The sequence below is a fragment of the Micromonospora sp. NBRC 110037 genome, from assembly GCF_001652995.1.
GTDB classification, from domain to species: Bacteria; Actinomycetota; Actinomycetes; order Mycobacteriales; family Micromonosporaceae; genus Micromonospora; species Micromonospora chalcea.
In genome coordinates, this window is the sequence record NZ_BBVA01000002.1 from 734,057 (window position 1) to 756,015 (window position 21,959).

The 21,959-nt window shown below is 72.7% G+C and carries 16 protein-coding genes and 3 riboswitches; of the genes, 15 read left to right on the plus strand and 1 reads right to left on the minus strand.

Features of this window, described 5'->3' with window-relative positions; all coding sequences use genetic code 11:
• Positions 1–26 precede the first annotated feature (26 nt).
• The 12 genes from mgtA (at position 27) to A4R25_RS02625 (ending at position 18,516) form a co-directional block, all read left to right on the plus strand.
• On the plus strand, positions 27–2,567 hold the full coding sequence (gene mgtA, locus A4R25_RS02570; RefSeq protein ID WP_064445454.1) for a magnesium-translocating P-type ATPase: 2,541 nt from the start codon (positions 27–29) through the stop codon (positions 2,565–2,567).
• Between the two features lie 102 nt (positions 2,568–2,669).
• Entirely contained in the window at positions 2,670–4,262 is a 1,593-nt protein-coding gene (locus A4R25_RS02575) for a beta-1,3-glucanase family protein (protein ID WP_064445455.1), read from the plus strand.
• Positions 4,263–4,373: 111 nt separating this feature from the next.
• Positions 4,374–4,593: riboswitch (cobalamin riboswitch) on the plus strand.
• Between the two features lie 115 nt (positions 4,594–4,708).
• Complete coding sequence (gene metE / locus A4R25_RS02580) at positions 4,709–6,958, plus strand: 5-methyltetrahydropteroyltriglutamate--homocysteine S-methyltransferase (RefSeq protein ID WP_064445456.1); 2,250 nt, start codon at positions 4,709–4,711, stop codon at positions 6,956–6,958.
• 120 nt (positions 6,959–7,078) lie between these two features.
• Positions 7,079–8,713 (plus strand): Ig-like domain-containing protein, encoded by a 1,635-nt coding sequence (locus A4R25_RS02585; RefSeq protein WP_064445457.1) that lies wholly within the window; start codon positions 7,079–7,081, stop codon positions 8,711–8,713.
• Between the two features lie 214 nt (positions 8,714–8,927).
• Positions 8,928–10,088 carry an alkaline phosphatase PhoX gene (locus A4R25_RS02590; RefSeq protein WP_043322890.1) on the plus strand — a complete coding sequence of 387 codons (1,161 nt, stop codon included), beginning with the start codon at positions 8,928–8,930 and terminating at the stop codon, positions 10,086–10,088.
• Between the two features lie 201 nt (positions 10,089–10,289).
• Positions 10,290–10,426, plus strand: a riboswitch (cobalamin riboswitch).
• Between the two features lie 97 nt (positions 10,427–10,523).
• Entirely contained in the window at positions 10,524–11,567 is a 1,044-nt protein-coding gene (locus A4R25_RS02595) for a hypothetical protein (RefSeq protein WP_064445458.1), read from the plus strand.
• 68 nt (positions 11,568–11,635) lie between these two features.
• Positions 11,636–12,088, plus strand: coding sequence for a hypothetical protein (locus A4R25_RS02600; RefSeq protein ID WP_181373699.1), 453 nt, complete (start codon positions 11,636–11,638; stop codon positions 12,086–12,088).
• An 85-nt stretch (positions 12,089–12,173) separates the two neighbouring features.
• Positions 12,174–12,311: riboswitch (cobalamin riboswitch) on the plus strand.
• Between the two features lie 135 nt (positions 12,312–12,446).
• A complete protein-coding gene (locus tag A4R25_RS02605) occupies positions 12,447–13,901 on the plus strand; it encodes a prenyltransferase/squalene oxidase repeat-containing protein (protein ID WP_064445460.1) in 1,455 nt (484 codons plus the stop codon).
• Entirely contained in the window at positions 13,898–14,800 is a 903-nt protein-coding gene (locus tag A4R25_RS02610; RefSeq protein ID WP_064445461.1) for a hypothetical protein, read from the plus strand. Before A4R25_RS02605 ends, A4R25_RS02610 begins: the two co-directional genes overlap by 4 nt.
• Positions 14,793–16,037, plus strand: a complete 1,245-nt coding sequence (locus A4R25_RS02615) for a CbiQ family ECF transporter T component (protein WP_064446441.1) — start codon at positions 14,793–14,795, stop codon at positions 16,035–16,037. Before A4R25_RS02610 ends, A4R25_RS02615 begins: the two co-directional genes overlap by 8 nt.
• The gene (locus A4R25_RS02620; RefSeq protein ID WP_064445462.1) at positions 16,034–17,665 is read left to right on the plus strand and encodes an ABC transporter ATP-binding protein; all 1,632 of its coding nucleotides are present in this window, start codon (positions 16,034–16,036) and stop codon (positions 17,663–17,665) included. Before A4R25_RS02615 ends, A4R25_RS02620 begins: the two co-directional genes overlap by 4 nt.
• Complete coding sequence (locus A4R25_RS02625) at positions 17,662–18,516, plus strand: ECF transporter S component (protein ID WP_051610840.1); 855 nt, start codon at positions 17,662–17,664, stop codon at positions 18,514–18,516. The genes A4R25_RS02620 and A4R25_RS02625 overlap by 4 nt, the downstream gene beginning before the upstream one ends.
• A 20-nt stretch (positions 18,517–18,536) precedes the next feature.
• Here the strand turns inward: A4R25_RS02625 and A4R25_RS02630 are convergent, their stop codons facing one another.
• Positions 18,537–19,898 (minus strand): RICIN domain-containing protein, encoded by a 1,362-nt coding sequence (locus tag A4R25_RS02630; RefSeq protein WP_231915411.1) that lies wholly within the window; start codon positions 19,896–19,898, stop codon positions 18,537–18,539.
• On the opposite strand from A4R25_RS02630, the gene A4R25_RS31670 reads away from it, so the two are divergent.
• The 3 genes from A4R25_RS31670 to manD all read left to right on the plus strand — a co-directional run bounded on the left by A4R25_RS31670 (position 19,897) and on the right by manD (position 21,959).
• Positions 19,897–20,082: a hypothetical protein gene (locus A4R25_RS31670; RefSeq protein WP_231915412.1), complete on the plus strand. Its 186-nt coding sequence runs from the start codon at positions 19,897–19,899 to the stop codon at positions 20,080–20,082. The two genes, A4R25_RS02630 and A4R25_RS31670, sit on opposite strands and share 2 nt — an antisense overlap.
• 413 nt (positions 20,083–20,495) lie before the next feature.
• On the plus strand, positions 20,496–20,666 hold the full coding sequence (locus A4R25_RS31385; RefSeq protein WP_013287071.1) for a hypothetical protein: 171 nt from the start codon (positions 20,496–20,498) through the stop codon (positions 20,664–20,666).
• A gap of 84 nt (positions 20,667–20,750) precedes the next feature.
• Positions 20,751–21,959: a D-mannonate dehydratase ManD gene (gene manD / locus A4R25_RS02635; RefSeq protein ID WP_064445464.1), complete on the plus strand. Its 1,209-nt coding sequence runs from the start codon at positions 20,751–20,753 to the stop codon at positions 21,957–21,959.

A 21,959-nucleotide genomic window follows, 5' to 3' on the forward strand; every position in this document is an offset into this window, starting at 1 on the left:
GGTGGCCGGCGACCGCGGAGTGCGCAGTGGGGCGAGCAGACGACGGGCGCGCGGCGTTCTGGGCCGGGCCGCTGCCGCAGGCCGTGGCCGCCGTCGGAGCCTCCACGGCCGGGCTCACCGGTGAACGCGCCGCCGCCCTGCTGCGCGAGCACGGGCCCAACCGGGTCGACGCGGGCGCCAGGCGGGGCTGGCGGCTCCTGCTGTCGCAGTTCACCAGCCCGATCATCCTGATCCTGATTGCCGCGACCCTGCTGTCGATGGCCGTCGGGGATCTGATCGACGGCACCATCATCCTGGCCATCGTCGCGGCCAGCGGTGGCCTCGGCTTCTGGCAGGAACACGCCGCCGGGCGGGCCGTCGACGCGTTGCAGGCCCGGGTCCGGGTGGACACCGAGGTGATCCGCGACGGGCGTGAGGTGTCCGTACCGGTCGAGGAGGTCGTCGTCGGCGACCTCGTGGTGCTGCGCGCCGGGGACGTCGTCCCGGCGGACTGCCGGATCGTTGAGGCGGAACGTCTGCAGGTCGACCAGGCGGTGCTTACCGGTGAGTCGTTCCCCGTACCCAAGTCGGACGACCCGTCGCCGCCGGACGCGGAGCTGACCGCGCGCGGCAACGCGCTGTGGATGGGTACGCACGTGGCCAGCGGCACCGCGCGCGCGGTGGTGATGCGCACCGGCCGCGACAGCACCTTCGGAGCGGTGTCCCGCCGGGTCGCCTCCCGCCCCGCCAGCACCGGCTTCCAGCGCGGGCTGACCCGCTTCGGGCTGCTGCTCGTGCGGATCATGGTGGTCCTGCTGGTCGGCATCTTCGTCGCCAATCTGCTGCTGCACCGCCCGGTCATCGACTCCCTGCTGTTCTCGCTCGCCCTCGCCGTCGGGCTGACCCCGCAGATGCTGCCGGCGATCGTCGCGGTCAGCCTCTCCGCCGGCGCCCGTGCGATGGCCGCGCACCGGGTCATCGTCAAGCGCCTCGAGGTCATCGAGGACTTCGGCGCCATGACCGTGCTGCTGACCGACAAGACCGGCACCCTCACCGCCGGCACGGTCACCCTCACCGGCTGCCTCTCGGTCGACGGTGAGCCGGACGCCGAGGTGGCCCGGCTCGCGAGGCTCAACGCCGGCCTCCAGCGTGGATTTCCCAACCCTGTCGACACGGCGATCATGAGGGGGCAACCACCCGCCGACCCGGGCACCCGCATCGCCGAGGCGCCCTACGACTTCACCCGCCAGCGCCTGTCCCTGCTGGTGCGCGACGGAGACGAACCGATCCTGGTCACCAAGGGTGCGCTACGCGCGGTGCTCGACGTGTGCGCCACCGCACGCACCGCCGCGGGCACGGTACCGCTGGACGAGGTACGCGAGCGGGTCCTGCGACGGTTCGCCGCGCTCAGCGACCAGGGCGACCGGGTGCTGGGCCTCGCCGTGCGAGCCATGCCCGGCGCCACCGCCGTCGCCGTCGCCGACGAACGGGAGATGACGCTGGTCGGGCTGCTCGCCTTCCAGGACCCACCCCGCGCAGACGCCGCCGCCGCCATCCGCCGGCTCGCTGACATGGGCGTCACGGTCCGACTGGTCACCGGCGACAACCGGCACGCCGCCCGGCACGTCGCCGCCAGCGTCGACCTCGCCGGCGAACCGCTCGTCGGCGCCGACCTCGCCGCCTGCCCCGACGACCAGTTGCCGGAGCGGATCACCGACGTCACCGTGTTCGCCGAGGTGGACCCGCTGCAGAAGGAACGCATCCTGACCGCGCTGCGCCAACGCGGCGACGTCGTCGGGTTTCTCGGCGACGGCATCAACGACGCTCCCGCGCTGCACGCCGCCGACGTCGGCATCTCCGTCGACACCGCTGTCGACGTCGCCAAACAGGCCGCGGCGATCGTGCTGCTCGACAAGAACCTCGACGTGATAGCCGACGGCATCCGCCTCGGCCGCCGCACGTTCACCAACACCTTGAAGTACATCCGGGTCAACACCAGCGCGTCCTTCGGCAACGTCGTCAGCATGAGCATCGCCGCGCTCCTGCTGCCCTTCCTGCCGCTGCTGCCCCGTCAGGTCCTGCTGCTCAACTTCCTCTCCGACATCCCCTACACCACCCTGTCCACCGACTACGCCGATGCCGAGCAGATCCAGCATCCGCGTACCGTCGACGTCCGGACCATCCGCAGGTTCATGCTGGTGTACGGCTCGATCAGCATCGCCGTGGACCTCCTCGTACTCGGCGCCCTGCGCTGGTGGTGGCACGTGTCGACCGACGTCTTCCGCGCCGCCTGGTTCGTCCAGTTCACCGCCACCGAGATCATCGCGCTGCTGGTGCTGCGCTCCAATCGGAGTTTCCTGCGCAGCCGCCCCTCCGCCGCGCTCGCCGGCACCGGACTGTTGCTCATCACGGTCACCGTCGCGCTGCCCTTCAGCCCACTGTCCGCGCCACTCGGACTCGCCGCGCTCCCGCCGGTGGTGCTGGCGGCCCTCGCCGCGGTCACCCTGGTCAACGTCGCCGCCAACGAGACCGCCAAGCACGTCGTCCCGCCGGACCCGACCGCTGCACGGCGGGTGCCCCGCCCGTGACGGTCTCGCATCCATCGGTGATCGCCTATTGACAAACAATATTAACAATTGGACCCTGCTGAGAGAGCGCTCTCCCGTCCCTGTCTCCAGCGAGGTGTCGCCATGCGTCTTCGAAGAAAGCTGCTCGCCGCCGCGTCCGCACTGCTCGCCGGGCTCGCGGGCACCGTCGTCGCCACGCCCGCCCACGCGGTCGGACCGGCGTTGCTACCCGTCACCGTCACTAACACCACCGGTCGCACCGACCCGGTCTACCTCTACGTCATCGGCGTCCAGCTCTCCTCCGGCCGGCTCGGCTACGTCACCGCCGGTGGCGCCTTCGTGCCGTGGAGCGGCGGGCAGATCCCGCCGTCGCCCGCGCCGGACGTCTCCATACCGGGCCCCGGCAACGGCGGTAGCACCACGATCCAGTTCCCCCGGGGCTTCTCCGGCCGGGCCTACTTCGCCCTCGGGCAGAAGCTGAAGTTCTTCCTCACCCCGGACGGGCTGGTGCAGCCCGCGCCCTGGGCGGCCGGTGACGCGAACCGCGACATCCTCTTCGACTGGAGCGAGTTCACCTACAACGACTCCGGGCTGTGGCTCAACAGCTCCCAGGTCGACATGTTCGCGATCCCGCACGCGGTCACGGTGACCGGCGCCAACGGCGTCACCAAGCGCACCGGCGACGTGGTGGCCAACGGACGCAACGCGGTCATCGACGGCATCCGGGCGCAGCCGGGCTGGGCCAACACCGTCCACACCCGCTCCGACGGGACCGTGCTGCGCGTCCTGGCTCCGGGGAAGGCGGCCGGGGCCGGCCTGCTGAGCACCACCTATCTGGACTCCTACATCGCCTCCGCGTGGAACGCGTACACCACGAAGACGCTGACCGTGGCGCCCTTCGCCGACCAGCCGGCCATCCGGTACTACGGCCGTACCTCGGGCAACACCATGACCTTCACAAACGGCAGCGGCCAGGTGGTCGCCTCCTTCAACCGGCCCTCCTCGGCCAGCGTCTGGGGATGCGACGGCGACCTGCCCGCGCCGAACGACCAGGTGGTCGGCCCGATCTCGCGCACGCTCTGCGCCGCCCTCAACCGAGGCACGCTCGGCACCATCGACACCCAGCCCAGCACGAACGCCGCCGACTTCTACCGCAGCAACCCCACCAACCAGTACGCCCGCCTGATCCACGCCAACATGACCGACGGCCGGGCGTACGCGTTCGCCTTCGACGACGTCGGCGGATTCGAGTCACTGGTGCACGACGGCGACCCCCGTTCGGCCGGACTGATCCTCAGCCCGTTCACCGGCGGTGGGGGCGGCAACCCGGCCACCGGGGTGCCCGTGGTCAGCAACTGGAGCAACAAGTGCATCGACGTGCCGAGCTCCAACTTCGTCGACCGCGCGCCGCTGCAGATGTGGAACTGCAACAACACCAACGCGCAGAAGTGGACGTTCAGCGGCACGGCGCTGAAGAGCCAGAACAACAAGTGCATGGACGTCGACGCCGGGTCCACCGCCAACGGGGCGGTGGTGCAGCTCTACACCTGCAACGGCACCGGCGCCCAGCAGTTCACCCTGAACTCGGCCGGGGACCTGGTCAACCTTCAGGCCAACAAGTGCGTCGACATCAAGGACCGGAACGGCAACGACGGCGCGAGGCTCCAGCTCTGGGACTGCACGGGCACGGCCGGCCAGAAGTGGCGCAAGGGCTGACCGGCCCTGCGACGGGGGGCGGGGGCGACCGCGAGTCGCTCCCGCCACCCGCCGCGACGGCTCGCCGTCCCGCAGGACGGACGCGCCGACCACGTCGGCTTACCGCCCCATACGATGGACAACGGTGCTGGTTCGCCGTGCCCGTGAAGGGTGTGGCGTCGTAAGAGGGAACCCGGTGTGAGTCCGGGACTGCCCCGCAGCGGTGAGTGGGAACGACAGCCGTCATCGAAGCACTGGACCGTGAGGTCTGGGAAGCGACGGCCAGTAGGTGACCGGGTGGATCCGGTCGCGCCCGCGAGTCCGAAGACCTGCCCGCACCGCGCGCACCGTCCGGTGTGCGCCGCCGACGGTCGCTCGGGACGGCCGGTGCGGAAGCCGGTACGCCGTCTGTACCCCTTCCCTCCCCGCCTCGATCGGCCTCGTGTGCTTCGAGGGAAGGGATCTCCATGAGTACCGCATTCGGTCAGAGCACCGTGCTGGGCTATCCGCGTATCGGGGGCAACCGGCAACTCAAGAGGGCCGTCGAGGCCTACTGGGCGGGCCGGATCGACGCCGAGGAGTTGGCGGCGACCTCTGCCGCGCTACGGGCGAAGGTGTGGCGGACGCTGCGCGACGCGCGCCTGGACGCGATCCCGTCCAACACGTTCTCCTACTACGACCACGTGCTGGACACGGCCGTCGCCGTCGGCGCGATCCCGCGCCGGTTCGCCCGTCTCGGCCTCGGCGACCTCGGCACCTATTTCGCCATGGCCCGGGGCGTCGATGCCGAGCCGGCGCTCGAACTGACGAAGTGGTTCGACACCAACTACCACTATCTGGTTCCCGAGATCGGCTCCGACACCACCTTCGCGGCGAATCCCGACAAGGCGCTGCGCGAGTACCGCGAGGCCCGCGAGCTGGGAATCGACAGCCGGCCGGTGCTGGTCGGGCCGGCGACATTCCTGCTGCTGGCCAAGCCCACCGAGGCCCGCGGCGAACCGTTCGACCGGCTGACCGACCTGGTCGACGTGTACGCCGGCATCCTGCGATCCCTTGCCGCGGCGGGCGTGCGATGGGTGCAGCTGGACGAACCCGCCTACGTCGCCGACCGGAGCGCCGCCGAGATCGACGCGCTGCGGGAGGCGTACACCCGGCTCGGCGCGGTGGAACAGCGGCCGGCGATCTTCGTCGCCACCTATTTCGGCGAGCTCGGTGACGCGCTGCCCGCCCTGCTCGACACGCCGGTCGAAGCGGTCGGCGTGGATCTGGTTGCCGGGCCCGGCAACCTGCGGCGGCTGGCCGGTGCGGGACCGCTGCGCGGCAAGACGATCGTGGCCGGCCTCGTCGACGGCCGCAACGTCTGGCGTACCGACCTGCGGGCCGCCGTGGCGGCCGGTGCCGCCGTCACCGCCCTCGCCGACCACGTCGCCGTGTCCACCTCGTGCTCGCTGCTGCACGTGCCGGAGGACCTGTCCGCCGAGACCGCTCTCGACCCGGCGCTGCGTCAGCGGCTCGCCTTCGCCCGGCAGAAGGTCGATGAGGTCGTCCGGCTCGGCCGCGCGCTGCGCAACGGCACCACGTCCCTGCCCGAGCCGCTGCCGCCCACCCCTGCCGCCTGGCGCGACGACACCGTACGCGGTCGGCTCGCCGCGCTGCGCGCCACGGATCGGCAGCGCGGCGCGTACCCGGAGCGTGCGGCGGCACAGCAGGCCCGGCTGAACCTGCCGCCCCTGCCGACCACGACCATCGGATCGTTCCCGCAGACCGACGAGCTGCGCCGCGCGCGTGCCGAGCACCGGGCCGGGCGTCTCGACGACGCCGCCTACACGCAGCGGATGCGCGCCGAGGTCGAGCACGTCGTCCGGCTCCAGGAGCGGCTGGGCCTGGACGTGCTCGTGCACGGCGAGCCGGAACGAAACGACATGGTCCAGTACTTCGGCGAGCAGCTGGACGGGTTCGCCGCCACCGAACACGGCTGGGTCCAGTCCTACGGCTCCCGATGCGTGCGTCCGCCCGTCATCTACGGCGACGTGGCACGCAGGGCGCCGATGACCGTCAACTGGTCCACCTACGCGCAGTCGCTGACCGACCGGCCGGTCAAGGGCATGCTCACCGGCCCGGTCACGATCCTGGCCTGGTCGTTCGTCCGCAGCGACCAGCCACTGGCAGACACTGCGGACCAGGTCGCGCTCGCCCTGCGCGACGAGTGCCGTGATCTCGAGGCAGCCGGTATCCGGGTCATCCAGGTCGACGAGCCGGCGCTGCGTGAGACGCTGCCACTGCGCAGGGCGGACCAGAAGGCGTACCTGGACTGGGCAGTCGGGGCGTTCCGCCTGGCCACCTGCGGAGTCGCCGACGACACCCAGATCCACACCCACCTGTGCTACTCGGAGTTCGGGGAGGTGATCACGGCCATCGACGCCCTCGACGCCGACGTCACGAGCATCGAGGCATCCCGCTCCCGGATGGAGGTCCTCGACGACCTCGCCGCGATCGGATACCGCCGGGGTGTGGGGCCCGGCGTCTGGGACATCCACTCACCCCGGGTGCCGTCCCACGACGAGGTCGTCGGCGCGCTGCGCCGGGCCGTGGCCGCGGTGCCGGCCGAGCGGCTGTGGGTGAACCCCGACTGCGGCCTCAAGACGCGCGGCTATCCCGAGGTCGAGGCGTCCCTCCAGCACCTGGTCGCCGCCGCGGCCGAGCTGCGCGGACGCTGAGCCGCCGGCCGGGCGGAACGCCGCGCCGTTCCGCCCGGCCCGGGCCCGGTTCAGCCCTTGACAGGCCGTGCCCGGAGCGCCGAGGCTGCATGAAGTGATGTATGTCGATGTTACGGGGGCATGATGCGACGCAGGATCTTCGCGCTGGCTACAGCAGCCGCGGTCGTCGTCGGCGGGGCCATGACGATGGCGCTGCGGCCGGCCTACGCCGCGACGGCGTGCACGGTGGACTACACCATCACCCGGGAGTGGTCCAGCGGCTTCTGGGCCGAGCTCACCGTCACCAACCTGGGCGCTCCCGTCACCGACTGGTGGCTGCGGTTCCGGCAGGCGAACGGTCAGACGATCACCATGGGCCTCGACCGGCTGCCGGACGGATACACGCTGGGCAGCGGCGAGATGTATCCGATGACCATGCTCCGTCCGCCGGCGGGATCCACGCTGCCGACCGGCGCCTCGGTGACGGTGCGGTTCGGCGGCAACTACCAGGGTGCCGACCCCGAGCCGACCGACTGGGTGTTGAGCGGCCAGCCGTGCGACGGGGACGGCGCCGACCCGACCGGCTCGTCGCCGCCGCCGGCCTCGGGGAGCCCGCGGCCCAGCCCACTGCCGGGCGGGCCGTCGGTGGCGCTCACCTCGCCCCTGCCCAATGACTTCTTCGCCGCGCCGGGCGTCATCCCGATCCGTGCCGAGGCCACGGCGGCGCCCGGCCGGCGGATCGAGCGGGTCGAGTTCCGCGAGCGCGGCAGGCTGCTCGCCGTGGACACCACCGCGCCGTACGCGTTCGACTGGCGCGGCGTGGCGGCGAACAGCGGCACCCGCGTCACCGCCACCGCCTACGACAGCAGCGGCGCCCAGGCCACCGCCGAGGTCCGCGGCATCCGGGTGCTCCCGCCGCAGGCGCCCGGCGCCGCGCCTGCGCTGAAGGCGTTCGGCAACCGCATCCTCACGGTCACAGCCAGTCCGAGGCCGTACCGGCCCCGTGGAATCATCCGGTCGGCCGCGCCCGGCGAATGCGCATGGGGACCGATCCACTGGGACGGCCCGGTCGACGACGCGTCGGTAGGCGCGCTGCGGGCCCGCGGCGTCAACGCGGTACGGGTCGTGCTGAGCGACGCCTGCTACGCCTACACCGGCAGCCCTGCCGATCGGCAGAACCGCGTCGGCTACCTCGACGAGGCGGCCCGGTACGTCGACCGGCTCGTCGGGGCCGGCATCACACCCGTCGTGTCGCTGCGGCAGAGCGACATCTCCGCCACCCGCACGTTCTGGAGCGCGGCGGCGGAGGTGTTCGGCGACGACAACGCAGTGGTCTTCGACATCTCGCCGTACGACTTCCCGGCGGCCGGCGGCACCGATCCCGCGGCGGTCTGGACCTGCTGGCGCGACGGCGGATCCGAGTGCGCCGGCGCCGGTCTGCCGAACTTCGGCGTGCAGGAGCAGATCCGCCTGCTTCGCGTCCAGGGCTCGTTCAACCTGGTCCTCGCCGCCGGGATCGACGGCGGCAACGATCTGAGCCGGTGGCTGGAATATCGCCCGGCTGACCCGGACGGCCGCAGCGTGGCCGCCGCCTGGCGCGTCGACGACCGCTCGGCCTGCGCCACGCCGGCCTGCTGGCGGTCCACGCTGCTCCCGGTCGCCGCCCAGGTGCCGCTGGTCGCCACCGACGTCAGCGCCGGCTCGGGGGCGCCGACGTTCGTACCGCGGACTGTCGCCTGGCTCGACCAGCACGGCATCGGCCACCTGCGCCGGTGACCGGGGGAGGGGAGGCCGCGGCCGGAGGGCCGGTCAGACGGCCGCGCGCGCCCACTGCTGGTTGGTGCCGCTGCCTCTCCTACCCGTACGACCCCTCGACCGGGTCGGCGTGGGCGGGACATCGCACATCGAGCCGTCCATCGACGTTCATCCAACAGATCGGCGTGCGTAAGCTCCACACGGTCGGATCCATGGAACCTACGGAGGAGGTTCCATGGATCGTCGAACGATGTTGCGGGCCACCGTTGTCGGTGCGGGCGCCCTCGCCCTGCCGTTCACGGCGTGGTCGGCGGCGTACGGAGCCCCGGCACAGAACGCGGCGGGGCCCTACGGCGGGCTTCAGGCAGCCGACGCCAACGGCATCCAGTTGCCGGCCGGGTTCACCAGCTCGATCGTCGCGCGTTCCCGGCGGACGGTGCCGGGGACGTCGTACACCTGGCACGACGCTCCGGACGGTGGCGCCGTGTTCGCGAACGGCAGCGGCTGGATCTACGTGTCGAACTCCGAGGTGTCGGCCGGTGCGGGTGGCGGCGTCTCGCGACTCGTTTTCAACTCCAGCGGGGCCGTGGTCGGGGCGTCGCGGATCCTCTCCGGCACCAACAACAACTGCGCCGGTGGCAAGACACCGTGGAACACCTGGCTCTCCTGCGAGGAGGTGTCCCTGGGACGTGTCTTCGAGACGTACCCTCTCGGCGGGACCGCGGTGGCGCGTCCCGCGATGGGCCGGTTCAAGCACGAGGCGGCCGCGGCCGACCCGGTCCGCCGCGTGGTCTACCTGACCGAGGACGAGACCGACGGCAAGTTCTACCGCTTCGTGCCGGCCACCTGGGGCGACCTGTCCGCCGGAACCCTCCAGGTCCTCCGCGCCGGTACGGCCACCTCCGGCACGTTCACCTGGGCCACGGTGCCCGATCCGGACGGCTCGCCCACCCCGACCCGGCAGCAGGTGTCCGGCGCGAAGACGTTCAACGGTGGCGAGGGCTGTCACTACGCGGACGACACCGTCTGGTTCACCACGAAGGGCGACAACCGCGTGTGGCAGGTCAACCTGGCCGCCGGCACGTACGAGCTCGCCTACGACGACAACCTGGTCAGTCCGGGCGCCCCTCCGCTGACCGGGGTCGACAACATCACCGGGTCCACGGCCGGGGACCTCTACGTCGCCGAGGACGGCGGGAACATGGAGATCTGCATGATCACGCCGGACGACAAGATCTCGGTCTTCCTGCGGATCACCGGACAGAGCGGTTCGGAGATCACCGGGCCGGCGTTCACCCCGGCGGGGGACCGGCTGTACTTCTCCTCGCAACGCGGCACGACCGGCTCGTCCTCCGGCGGCATCACCTACTGCGTCACCGGTCCGTTCCGCCGTTGACCGGCTCCCGGTCCCGCCGGCAGTGACCACACGGTGAGGGACGCCCGGTCCTCACCGGGCGTCCTTCACCGGCGTGCTCCACGCGGACGCGCCGGGACGACGGCCTCTCGACGTCGGGGTGTGAAACCGCCGATTCCGCCGGCCGTCACGGCACGTGGCCGGTTCCTGGCGCATTGACATCGGCGCACCGGCCACAGCAGACTGTCGCGACAACTCAACCACCGCGTGTACGTGCGGGGGAAGACCGGTCGAAATCCGGCGCTGGCCCGCAACGGTAGGCCGCCCAGAGAACTCTGCGGCGGCGAGCCCGAATACCCGTCGTACGCGTGCAACCGCTCCCCACCCGTCGTGGCCCACGGGTCGGAGTCCCGGACGCCCCCGCGTACTGCGGCCGTCCGGGCTTTCGACGACCGCCGGGCCGGAAAGGCGCTTCCGATGGTCGTCCGCCGAAGCCGGCACCGCCTGCTCGCGCTCCTCTGCGGCGTACTCGCCGCCCTCACCCTCACCACACCGGCCGTCGCCGCCCCCGATCGCGCCGCCCTCACCCGCCCGGAGGCCGCCGCCGGCTGGCTCGCCCGGCAACTCGTCGACGGCGAACGCTTCGAGGCGGTCTTCGACGGTGTCGCCTACCCCGACCAGGGGCTGACCCTCGACGCCGTGTTCGCCTTCGCCGCCGCCGGCGTGGCCGACGACCACGGCGCCGGCGCGCTGGCCTGGGTCACCCGGCCGGACATCCGCGACGGCTATCTCGGCGACGGCGTCTCCGAGGCGTACGCGGGCGCGACCGCCAAGCTCGCCCTCGCCGTGCAGGTGCGCGGCGGCGACCCGGCCGACGTCGCCGGGGTGGACCTGATCGCCCGGCTGCGTTCGCTGCAGACGCCGGCCGGCCGGTTCAGCGACCGGTCCGCGTACGGCGACTACAGCAACGCGTTCAGCCAGTCCTTCGCGCTGCTGGCGCTGGACCGTACGGCGGCCGGGGCGCCACCGGCGGCGGCCGCCTGGCTGGCCGGCACCCGATGCCCGGACGGCGGCTACCCGCTGCTGCCCGCCCAACCGGTCTGCACGTCCGACGTGGACGCCACCGCGCTCGTGACGCAGGCGCTGCGCGCCGCGGACCGTCCGGCCGACGCCGCCGCCGGGCTGCGCTGGCTGGTGTCCGTTCAGCGTGCCGACGGCGGCTTCGCCAACGCGGCCGGCACACCGAACGCCAACAGCACCGGCCTCGCCGCGCAGGCCCTGCGCGACGGTCACCGGCTGCCGGCCTGGGCGCGGTCCCGGGCATTCCTCGCCGGACTCCAGGTCGGCTGCGCCGGGGCGCCCGCCGACCGGGGCGCTGTCGACTTCGACGGTGGCGGCTTCGACCCGGCCACCGCGCCCCGGGCCACCGCCCAGGCCGTCCTCGGTCTCACCGGGATCGGGTACGCCCGTCTGTCCGCCGCCGGCGCCGACCCCGGCGCACCGGTGCTCGCCTGCCCGTGAACCGCCTCGCCGCTCACCCGATCACAGGAGGACCCGTGTTCCGTCACCGTCCCACCGCCCGCACCTGGATGGCCGGCCTGCTGGCCGCCGTCGTGGCCGGCGTCGCGCTGACCGCAGTCGAACCCGCGCCCCGGTCGGCGCACGCCGCCGCCTGCGCCGGCACCTCGGGAGTCACTGTGGTCGTCGACTTCGCCGCGCTCGGCGGCGGCGTCCAGGTCGCCTGTGCGCCGGGCGATCCGGCCACCGGCCTGGCCGCGCTTCAGGCCGCCGGCTTCACCGTCACCGGCACCGCCCGCTGGGGCCTGGCCTTCGTCTGCCGGATCAACGGCAAGCCCACCGCCGCGACCGAGCCGTGCGTCAACACCCCGCCGGCCACCGCGTACTGGTCGTACTGGCACGCGTCCAGCGGCGGCTCCTGGTCCTACAGCACGTCGGGGGCGACCGGCTACAACCCCGCGCCGGGCAGCGTCGAGGGCTGGTCCTTCGGCGCCGGCGCCCCGCCGAGCATCGCCGCTCCCTGACCCGCCGGCTGCGAACGGTGTGACCAGCGGCGCACCGGGTACCGGCAGCTGCTCTGGCGTCGTCGCGCGCCCGGGCGGTACGGTGTCGGCACCCGGTGCGCCGGGCACAACTGCATACGTCCCGTGTGGGGGGAAGCCGGTTCGAAGCCGGCGCTGACCCGCAACCGTGAGCGAGAGTCCCTTTCGCGAGCCGGAATGCCCCGCCCGGGACGAGCGGCTTCCACTGTCGAGGTCTACAGGGTGAAGTCCGGGCGCCGAGGTCCGACCACCCCGCCCACCGCAGCACGCGGAGCGGGGTGTCCGTCTCTCGGGGTGCTTTCCGGAGGTTTCACCGACCGCTCTGCGAAAGGCACCCCTGATGCCCCTGTCCCGGCGTCTCACCACCGCTCTCGGTACAGCCACGGTGACGGCTCTCGCCGCGATCACCGGCGCCCCGCCGGCCGTTGTCGCGGCACCCGCCCCGGCCCACGTCACCGCCGCCCGCGATGCCGCGTCCTGGCTGGCCGGCGAGTTCACCGACGGGGCGCTGCCCGGCCCGTTCGCCCCCGAGGACTGGGGGCTGACCATCGACGGCCTGGTCGCGCTGTCCGCCACCGGCGTCGACGCACCGACCCGGCAGGCGGCGACCGCGCAGGTCGCGACACACGTACGGTCCTACAACAGCTACGACGACTGGGGCATCGAGGGCTTCACCGACGGCGGGGCCACCGCCAAACTGCTCTATGCCGCAGCCGCCGCCGACGCGGACCCCACCGACTTCGGCGGCTACGACCTGCGGGCGGAAACCCTGTCGCTGATCGCCACGGCCGACGCCGGGCACCAGCGGGGACGGATCACCAGCCGTACCACCGCCGACAGCGGCCCGGACGCCAGCAACACCTTCGACCAGTCCTTCGCCGTGCTCGGCCTGGCCCGCAGCGGCGACCTGCCACAGGATCCGGTGGACTTCCTGATCCGGCAGCAGTGCGCGGCGGGCGGCTTCCGGCTCTACCCGGACGCCGCCGACGGGCCGTCGCCGTCCTGCGACGACCAGCCCGGCGCCACCCTCGACGTCGACTCGACCGCGATGGCCGTGCAGGCATTGCTGGCCGCGGCCGAGGACGGCGCCACGGGCGCCGGCGACGCCGCCCGCAAGGGCGCCGACTGGCTGGTCACCCAGCAGCACGCCGACGGTTCCTTCGGCGGCTCGGGACCGACCACCGGCGCGAACTCCAACAGCACCGGCCTGGCCGGGCAGGCCCTCGCCGCCGCCGGCCGCGACGACGAGGCCGCCCGGGCGGCGACGGCCCTGGCCGCGCTGCAGCTCACCGCGGGCAACGGTGGCGCGGCCTCCGCCGACGCCGGCGCGATCGCCTACAACACCGACGGATTCACGGCTGCCGCGGCGGCCGGGATCACCGACACCGACCGGGACCAGTGGCGCCGGGCCACCGCGCAGGCCCTGCTCGGGCTGGCCCAGGTCCCGCTGGGCCGGATCGGCCTCGACCCGCCGCCCACGTCGACTCCCACCCCGACCGGCACGGCCTCGCCCACCGCGCCGTCCACGCCCTCCGCGTCTCCCACGCTCACCACGTCGCCTCCACCGACCGGCACCGCCGGCCCGACGCCGAGCGTGACCAGCCCTCCGGCGACACCCGCGCCCACGACCGCGGCGCCGGCCACCGCCGCGCCGCCGATCACGACCCCGGCCGCGTCCGGGCCGGGCGGGCTGCCGACGACCGGCGTGGCGATCGGTAGCTACCTGCTGATCGCGCTGCTGCTGATCGGTGGCGGAGTGACACTGCTCGTGCTCGGCCGACGGCGGGCGGGATGAGCCTCCGCGCCGCCCGTGGCGCGCTGGCCGTCGCCCTGGTCACCGCCTGCACCACGATCGGACCGGGCAGTCCTGCGGTGGCCGCCGGGTCGGCCGGCTACTGCCCGGACGCCTCCGGGGTCACAGTCGTGGTGGACTTCAACGAACTCGGCGGCGGGACGGTGGTGCGGTGCGCGCCGGGCACCCAGGCCACCGGCCTCGCGGCGCTCAAGAACGCGGGCTTCCCGATCACCGGAACCCTGCGCTGGGGCGAGGGGTTCATCTGCCGGATCGACGGCAAGCCGTCGGCCGCGACGGAGAAGTGCGTCGACACCCCGCCTGCGAGCGCCTACTGGTCGTACTGGCACGCCCCGAACGGCGGCAGCTGGACGTACAGCGACAAGGGCGTGCTCAACCGCAAGCCGGCGGCCGGTAGCTTCGAGGGCTGGTCGTTCTCCCTCAACCGCAACGCCGACGACGCGCCCCGTCCCGGAGTCGTGCCGAAACGCCCCGCCCCTCCACCGCCACCGCCACCACCGCCGCCGCCCACGGGCGGTGAGCCGGCGGCGCCACCACCGGCGGGAGGAACCGTCGCACCGCCGCCGGTCGCCGGTGGCCGGCCCGGCGAGCCCACCCGGCCGGGCGGCACCTCCGGCCCGCCGGTCTCCGTCGGCCCGCCGACCTCCGCCGGCACGTCACCGACGGCCGGTACGCCGACCCTGACGGCGACGCCGGGCGCCGCCACCGGCACGGCACCGCAGGGCTCCTCCGACGAGCCGGTGGTGACGGATGTCGCCGCGTCCCGTGACGACGACGGCCTGCCACTGGGCACGATCGCCGGGGTGCTTCTGCTCGCCCTGCTCGCCACCGGCGCGCTGGTCGCGGCCCGACGACGCCGTGCCGCCGACCCGGATGACTGACGTCACGGTCACCGGGTCGCGGCCGGCCGACGCCCGTCGTCTGCCGGGCCGATGGCCGGTGTGGTGGCTGCCCCGGGGGCTGCACCCGGGCGCATGGTGGCTGTGGGCGCTCGGCCTGGCCACCGCGGCCAGCCACACCACGAATCCGCTGCCGCTGGCCCTGCTCGTCGCCGTCGCCGGTCTGGTGGTGGTGCGCCGCCGGGGCGACGCGTCGTGGGCGTTGGCGTTCCGCATGTACGTCTGGCTCGGCGCGGTGATCGTCACGATGCGGGTGGTGTTCCGGATCGTGTTCGGCGGCGGCCAGGGCGACCACATCCTGGTCCGGCTGCCGGAGATCCCGCTGCCCGCGTGGGCGGCGGGCATCCGCCTGTTCGGACCGGTCGCCGCCGAGCAGATCCTCGGTGGCTTCTACGACGGGCTGCGGCTGGCGACGATGCTGATCTGCCTCGGTGCGGCGAACGCCCTGGCCAACCCGAAGCGGCTGCTCAAGGCCGTACCCGGAGCGCTGTACGCGATCGGCACCGCCGTCGTGGTCGCGTTGTCGGTCGCCCCGCAGCTGGTGGAGAGCGTGCTACGGGTCCGCCGGGCCCGGCGGCTGCGCGGCGCGTCCGCCCGCGGGATGAGGGCGCTGCGCGGGATCGCCCTGCCGGTGCTGGCCGACGCGTTGGACCGGTCCCTGGCCCTCGCGGCCGCGATGGACTCCCGTGGTTACGGCCGCACCGCGGCGGTGCCCGCCGGGCAGCGAACCGTCACCGGGGCGCTCGTCCTCGGCGGGCTGGTCGGCGTCTGCGCCGGCACCTACGGGCTGCTCGACACCGCCGCACCCGGCTACCTGGGGCTGCCGATGCTCCTGGCCGGACTGACCGCCGCCGTGACCGGCATGCTGCTGGCCGGTCGCCGGGTCCGCCGCAGCCGGTACCGACCGGACCGCTGGCGCCCGGCCGAGCTGCTCGTGGCCGGCTGCGGGGTGGCCGCCGCGGCACTGACCATGCTCGCCGGCTCGGTGGACCCGGAACTGCTCTACCCGCCGGTCAGCCCGCTCACCTGGCCCCAGCTGACCCCGCTGATGCTTCTCGCCGTCGGCGTCGCGGCGGCACCCGCCTGGCTGGCGCCGCCACCACCGCCGACGGTACGTGCCGGACGCCCGCCAGCGGTGGACCGGCCCATCCCCGTCACGGACGTGCCGGCAGACGGAGTGCGCGCCGCGAGGGCATCGACACCGGGAGACCGCCCATGATCACTTTCGACCGGGTCACCGTCCACTATGTCGAGGGCGGCCCGCCACCGTTGCGGGATGTGACGTTTCGCGTCGAGGAAGGTGAACTCTGCCTGGTCGCGGGCCGTACCGGTGCCGGAAAGTCGACGCTGCTGCGGGCGATCAACGGTCTCGTCCCACACTTCACCGGCGGCACCCTGCACGGCGCCGTCACCGTCGACGGCAGGGACACCCGCACGCACCCGCCGCGCGATCTCGCCGACGTCGTCGGCGTGGTCGGCCAGGACCCGTTGGCCGGCTTCGTCACCGACACCGTCGAGGAGGAACTGGCGTACGGGATGGAGCAGCTCGCCCTGCCACCCGCGGTGATGCGCAAGCGGGTGGAGGAGACGCTGGACCTGCTCGGCATCGCCGACCTGCGCGACCGGCCCCTGCGGACGCTGTCCGGCGGTCAGCAACAGCGGGTCGCCATCGGCGCGGTGCTCACGGCGCACCCCCGGGTGCTGGTGCTCGACGAACCCACCTCCGCGCTGGACCCCACCGCCGCGGAGGACGTGCTCGCCACCGTCACCCGGCTGGTGCACGACCTCGGAGTGACAGTGGTGCTGGCCGAGCACCGGCTGGAGCGCGTCCTGCAGTACGCCGACCGGCTGCTGTACCTGCCCGGCGACGGCCATGTCCACGACGGGACGCCGGCGACCGGGCTGGCCCACATCGACATCGCGCCACCCCTGATCGAGCTGGGTCGCCTCGCCGGCTGGACACCGCTGCCGTTGTCGGTCCGTGACGCCCGCCGACGGGCGTCCGACCTCCGGCACCGGCTCGCCGGCGTGGCGCCGCCGCCGGTCCCGGCGGGCGCGGACACCGGTCCCACGCTGACCGCGCGGAAGATCGTCGTACGGTATCCGGGCACCGTCGCGGTGGCCGGCGTCGACATCGATCTGCGCGCCGGCCGGGTCGTCGCGTTGATGGGCCGCAACGGATCCGGCAAGTCCAGCCTGCTCTGGGCGGTGCAGGGCAGCGGCCCACGCCACGGCGGCACCGTCGCCGTGACCGGGCCGAAGGGCACCGTCGACCCGAAGGCCCTGCCGGCCGGTCAGGCCCGCCGGCACGTCGGCCTCGTCCCGCAGGACTCCGGTGACCTGCTCTACCTGGAGACAGTCGACGCGGAGTGCGCCCAGGCCGACCGGGAGACCGGCGTGCCGGCCGGCACCTGCCGGGCGCTGGTGGACCAGCTCGTCCCCGGACTGCCCGGTGACCGGCACCCCCGGGACCTGTCCGAGGGACAGCGGCTCGCCCTCGCACTCGCCGTGCAGCTCACCGCCGCTCCGCCGGTGGTCCTGCTCGACGAGCCGACCCGCGGCCTGGACTACCATGCCAAGCGGCAGTTCACCGCCGTCGCCCGGATGCTGGCCGGCAGCGGCCGAGCCGTGGTGGTCGCTACCCACGACGTCGAACTCGTCGCCACCCTCGCCGACCGGGTGATCGTGATGGCCGAAGGGGAGATCGTCTCCGACGGCACCACCGCAGAGGTCATGCTCGCCTCGCCGGCGTTCGCGCCGCAGGTGGCCAAGGTCCTCGCCCCTGCCCCCTGGCTGACAGTGGAACAGGTCGCCGCCGCGCTCGACGAGACCAGGGCACCGGCATGAGCGTGCTGCGGGTCGCCCCGCGTACCGCTGTGGTGCTGACCCTCGCCTCGGCCGCCGCGCTGGCCACCTTCACCTGGCCGTTCTTCGTCCCCGCACACCCGGAGAGCACCGCCCGCACCGGCGAGGCGCCGCTGGTCTTCATCGTCATGCTGCCGGTACTCGTGGCGCTCGTCCTCGCCGAACTCACCTCCGGCGGCATCGACAGCAAAGCCCTGGCGATGCTCGGCGTACTCGCCGCCGTCAACGCCGCCCTGCGCCCCCTGGGTGCGGGGACCGCGGGCATCGAGACCGTGTTCTTCCTGCTCGTCCTGGCCGGCCGGGTCTTCGGACCCGGGTTCGGGTTCCTGCTCGGTGCCACGTCGCTGTTCGCCTCCGCCCTGCTCACCGCAGGCGTCGGGCCGTGGCTGCCGTTCCAGATGCTCTGCGCCTCGTGGATCGGCCTCGGCGCCGGCCTGCTTCCGGCCCGGCTGCGCGGCCGCGCCGAGGTCGCCGTCCTGGCCGGGTACGGGATGCTCGCCGCCTACGGCTACGGCCTGCTGATGAACCTGTGGTTCTGGCCGTTCAGCGTCGGCGCGGACACCCAGCTGTCCTACGTCGCCGGTGCCCCCGTACTGGAGAACCTGCACCGTCTCGCCCTGTTCACCGCCGTCACGTCCACCTTCGGCTGGGACACCGGCCGCGCGATCACCACCGCCGTGGCGATAGTCCTCGCCGGTCCCGCCGTCCTCGCCGCGCTGCGCCGCGCCGTCCGGCGGGCCGCGTTCGGCGCGCCGGTCACCTTCGCCGCGGCGTCCGACAGGCCCGCGGCGAAGGTGACAGGCATCCCGCAGTCCTCCTCGCAGGCGACGTAGGGCGCCGGCCGGAGGGTCGGTCAGACGGTCGTACGCGACCACTGCTGGTTGGCGCCGGTGTTGCACGCGTACTGCTTGAGGACCACACCGTCAGCGGTCGATGCGGCCGGTACGTCCACGCACTTGCCGCTGTGCCGTGCCCGGAGTTGGAAGTAGCTGCCGCCTGTGACCATCTGGAACTGCTGGTTGGTGCCGGTGCCGCAGGTGTACTGGATCAGTTCGGCGCCGTCGGCGGTGGACGCGCTCACGACGTCGAGGCACTTTCCGCTGTTGCGGCTGACGAGTCGCCAGTAGCCGTTGCCGGCGTCCTGGAACTGCCACTGTTGCCACGTGTTGCCGTTGTACGTGTACTGGCCGACGCGCGCGCCGTTGTCGGTGTTCGGTTGCTGGACGTCCATGGCCTTGCCGCTGTGTCGCACGGTGATCCGGTAGAACGTGTCAGTCGACGGCGGGGGCGTCGTGGGGCCGCCGCCGATGGTGTCGCCCCAGGCGTACCGGATCTGGTCGGCGCCGGAGGTGTTGCGGACGGTCAGGTTGAGGTCGGTGCCGCTACCGCTGAGCGAGTACATCGAGTACCAGTCGTAGCCGATGGTGCCGGGCTTGCCGCCGAGCGCGGGCCAGTAGGTGCCGCCCATCCGGTTGTCGCGCATGACCTGGGCCATGGCGCGGATGTGGCGCACGAAGTTGTCGGTGCTGTTCGCGTCGGCGTAGTTGCGGCCGTCGTTCATGGGTGCGCCGAACTCGGTGGCGACCGCCCGCGACGCGCAGTTGCCGAGGCGGGTCTGGATGTGGCTCCGGAAGGCGTCGTAGGTCATCTCGCCGTAGAAGAATGCGTAGTGGTGGAACGACAGCAGCGTCGAGGCGAATCGGTTGTCGTTGCAGATGTCGCGCAGGTCCTGACTGAACCCGGTGCCCCCGATGAGCACCCGGCTGGGCACCGCCGAATAGTGGTAGCTGAGCCAGTTGGCAGCGACGTTGCGCCACTCCGTCGAGCTGTAGCCGTGGGGCTCGTTCATCGGCTCGAAGTAGACGTTGGAGTTCGAGCCGTACGTGTTCGTCACCGTGGACCACATCGCGTTCCAGGCGGCGAGGTTCGTGATCCGGCCGCCGGAGGCGGCGCCGTCCTCCCAGTAGGCGAGGATGACCTTGAACCCGCGGGCGGTGGCGGCGTCGATGGTGCCCCGGTAGGCCTCCCACCACGCCGTCCCCACCGTGTGGGTGTTGATGGGCAGCCGGACGGTGTTGACGCCCATGGTGGAAGCCATGTCGTCGTAGAGGGCGTTGGCCTTGGCTCGCACCGTCGCGTTGCTGTCGGAGGAGCTGAGGCCCTGCACGACGAGGGGACCGGTGCTGAAGTTGTCACCCAGCACGGCCCAGTTCATGCCTCGGAACTGGTTCGTGGCGGCAGCGGCCGGCGACGACATGACGGCGACGCCGCCGACCATCGCCGTCGTCGCGGCCACCAACACGATCAGCAGCCGGCGTAGTGACCTGGTGCTCCGCGACGGGCCCGCTGGGCGGCGCCGCGACAAGGTGGTCCGCGTCGGGAAGTGGTCGATCATCTGATCCAGCCTCTCTGGCTCCGGACATCGGGCCGACCGCCGAATCCGCTGCTGCCCGTAGTGGTCCCGGCCGTCGTGAGGTCCCTCTGGAGATGGACGCTGTTAGCGCTAACGCCGGTGGAGCGGCGTACCTCCGGGCTTCAGCGGCGGGTTGCGTGACACCGAGGCAGGGGTATGCCTTCTGGCTGTTAAATGTGCGTTGCGAACAAGTGTTCGCGATAACATCCGGGGTGTCAACGCATCGACATGTGTCGTCCCCTGTGGCGATCGGGGTGCCGGGGTGGGGCGTGGCCCTGCGTCGACCTCGTGATCCAATGAGGCGCATGGTTCTCCAGTGGATCGCCGCCGGCCTCCTGTTGCTGATCGGGCCGGCGCGCTCGGCGGGCGGGCGCGGCGGAGGCGTCGGATACTGGGTCGATGACCAACCCCGACCTCGATCCCGAGGTGTACCCGCCGATCGACCCGCGTGAGGACGTGCCGGACGACCCCGGCGAACTCCTCCCGGACACGCCCGGTGAACTGCCCGAGGCGCCGGTCGAGCCGATGCCCGACGACGGGGAGCCCGGGGGTGTGCCCGAACCGGCCTGACCGGCCCGGCGCCGGGGTGCCCGATAGATCGACGATGGTGGATAATCTTGCGGTGACCGGCGCGCGGACCGCAGGGGAGACCGGATGAGAATCGTCGACGCCCGGGTGATCGTGACCTGCCCCGGCCGGAACTTCGTGACCCTGAAGGTCGTGACCGACGCCGGCGTCACCGGCGTCGGTGATGCCACCCTCAACGGCCGGGAACTGGCCGTCGCGTCCTACCTGCGCGACCACGTCGTGCCGCTGCTGATCGGGCGTGACCCGGCCCGGATCGAGGACACCTGGCAGTACCTCTACCAGGGGTCGTACTGGCGGCGCGGGCCGGTCACGATGAGCGCCGTCGCCGCCGTGGACACCGCGCTGTGGGACATCAAGGGCAAGGTCGCCGGGCTGCCGGTCTACCAGCTGCTCGGCGGCCGGTCCCGCGAGGGCGTGACCGTGTACGGGCACGCCAACGGCGAGACGGTCGACGAGGTGCTGACCGAGGTCGCCCGTTTCGTCGACCTCGGCTACCGCGCGGTGCGGGTGCAGTGCGGCGTGCCCGGCCTGCCCCGGACGTACGGCGTCAGCGCCGACAAGATGTTCTACGAGCCCGCCGACGCCGCGCTGCCGACCGAGACGACTTGGTCGACGGAGGCGTACCTGGCCCACGTGCCGGGCGTGTTCGCCCGGGTCCGCGAGGAGTTCGGGCCCACCCTCCGGCTGCTGCACGACGTGCACCACCGGCTCACCCCGATCGAGGCGGCGCGGCTCGGCAAGAGCCTGGAGCCGTACGCGCTGACCTGGATGGAGGATCCGGTCCCGGCGGACCTGCAGGAGGGCTTCCGGCTCATCCGCTCGCACACCACCACGCCGATCGCCGTCGGCGAGGTCTTCAGCAGCATCTGGGACGCCGCCCAGCTCATCCGGGAACAGCTCATCGACTACGTCCGTACCACTGTGGTCCACGCCGGCGGGATCACCCACCTGCGACGCATCTTCGACCTCGCCGCGCTGCATCACGTCCGCAGCGGCTCGCACGGAGCCACCGATCTCTCCCCGGTCTGCATGGCCGCCGCGCTGCACCTGGACATCGCCATCCCCAACTTCGGTCTGCAGGAGTACATGCGGCACACCGAGGCGACGGACGAGGTGTTCCCGCACGGCTACCACTACGACGGCGGCTACCTGCATCCGGCCGAGACTCCGGGGCTCGGCGTGGACATCGACGAGCAGGCCGCGGCCCGCTACCCGTACGCGCCGGCCTACCTGCCGGTGAACCGGCTGACGGACGGCACCGTGCACCCCTGGTGA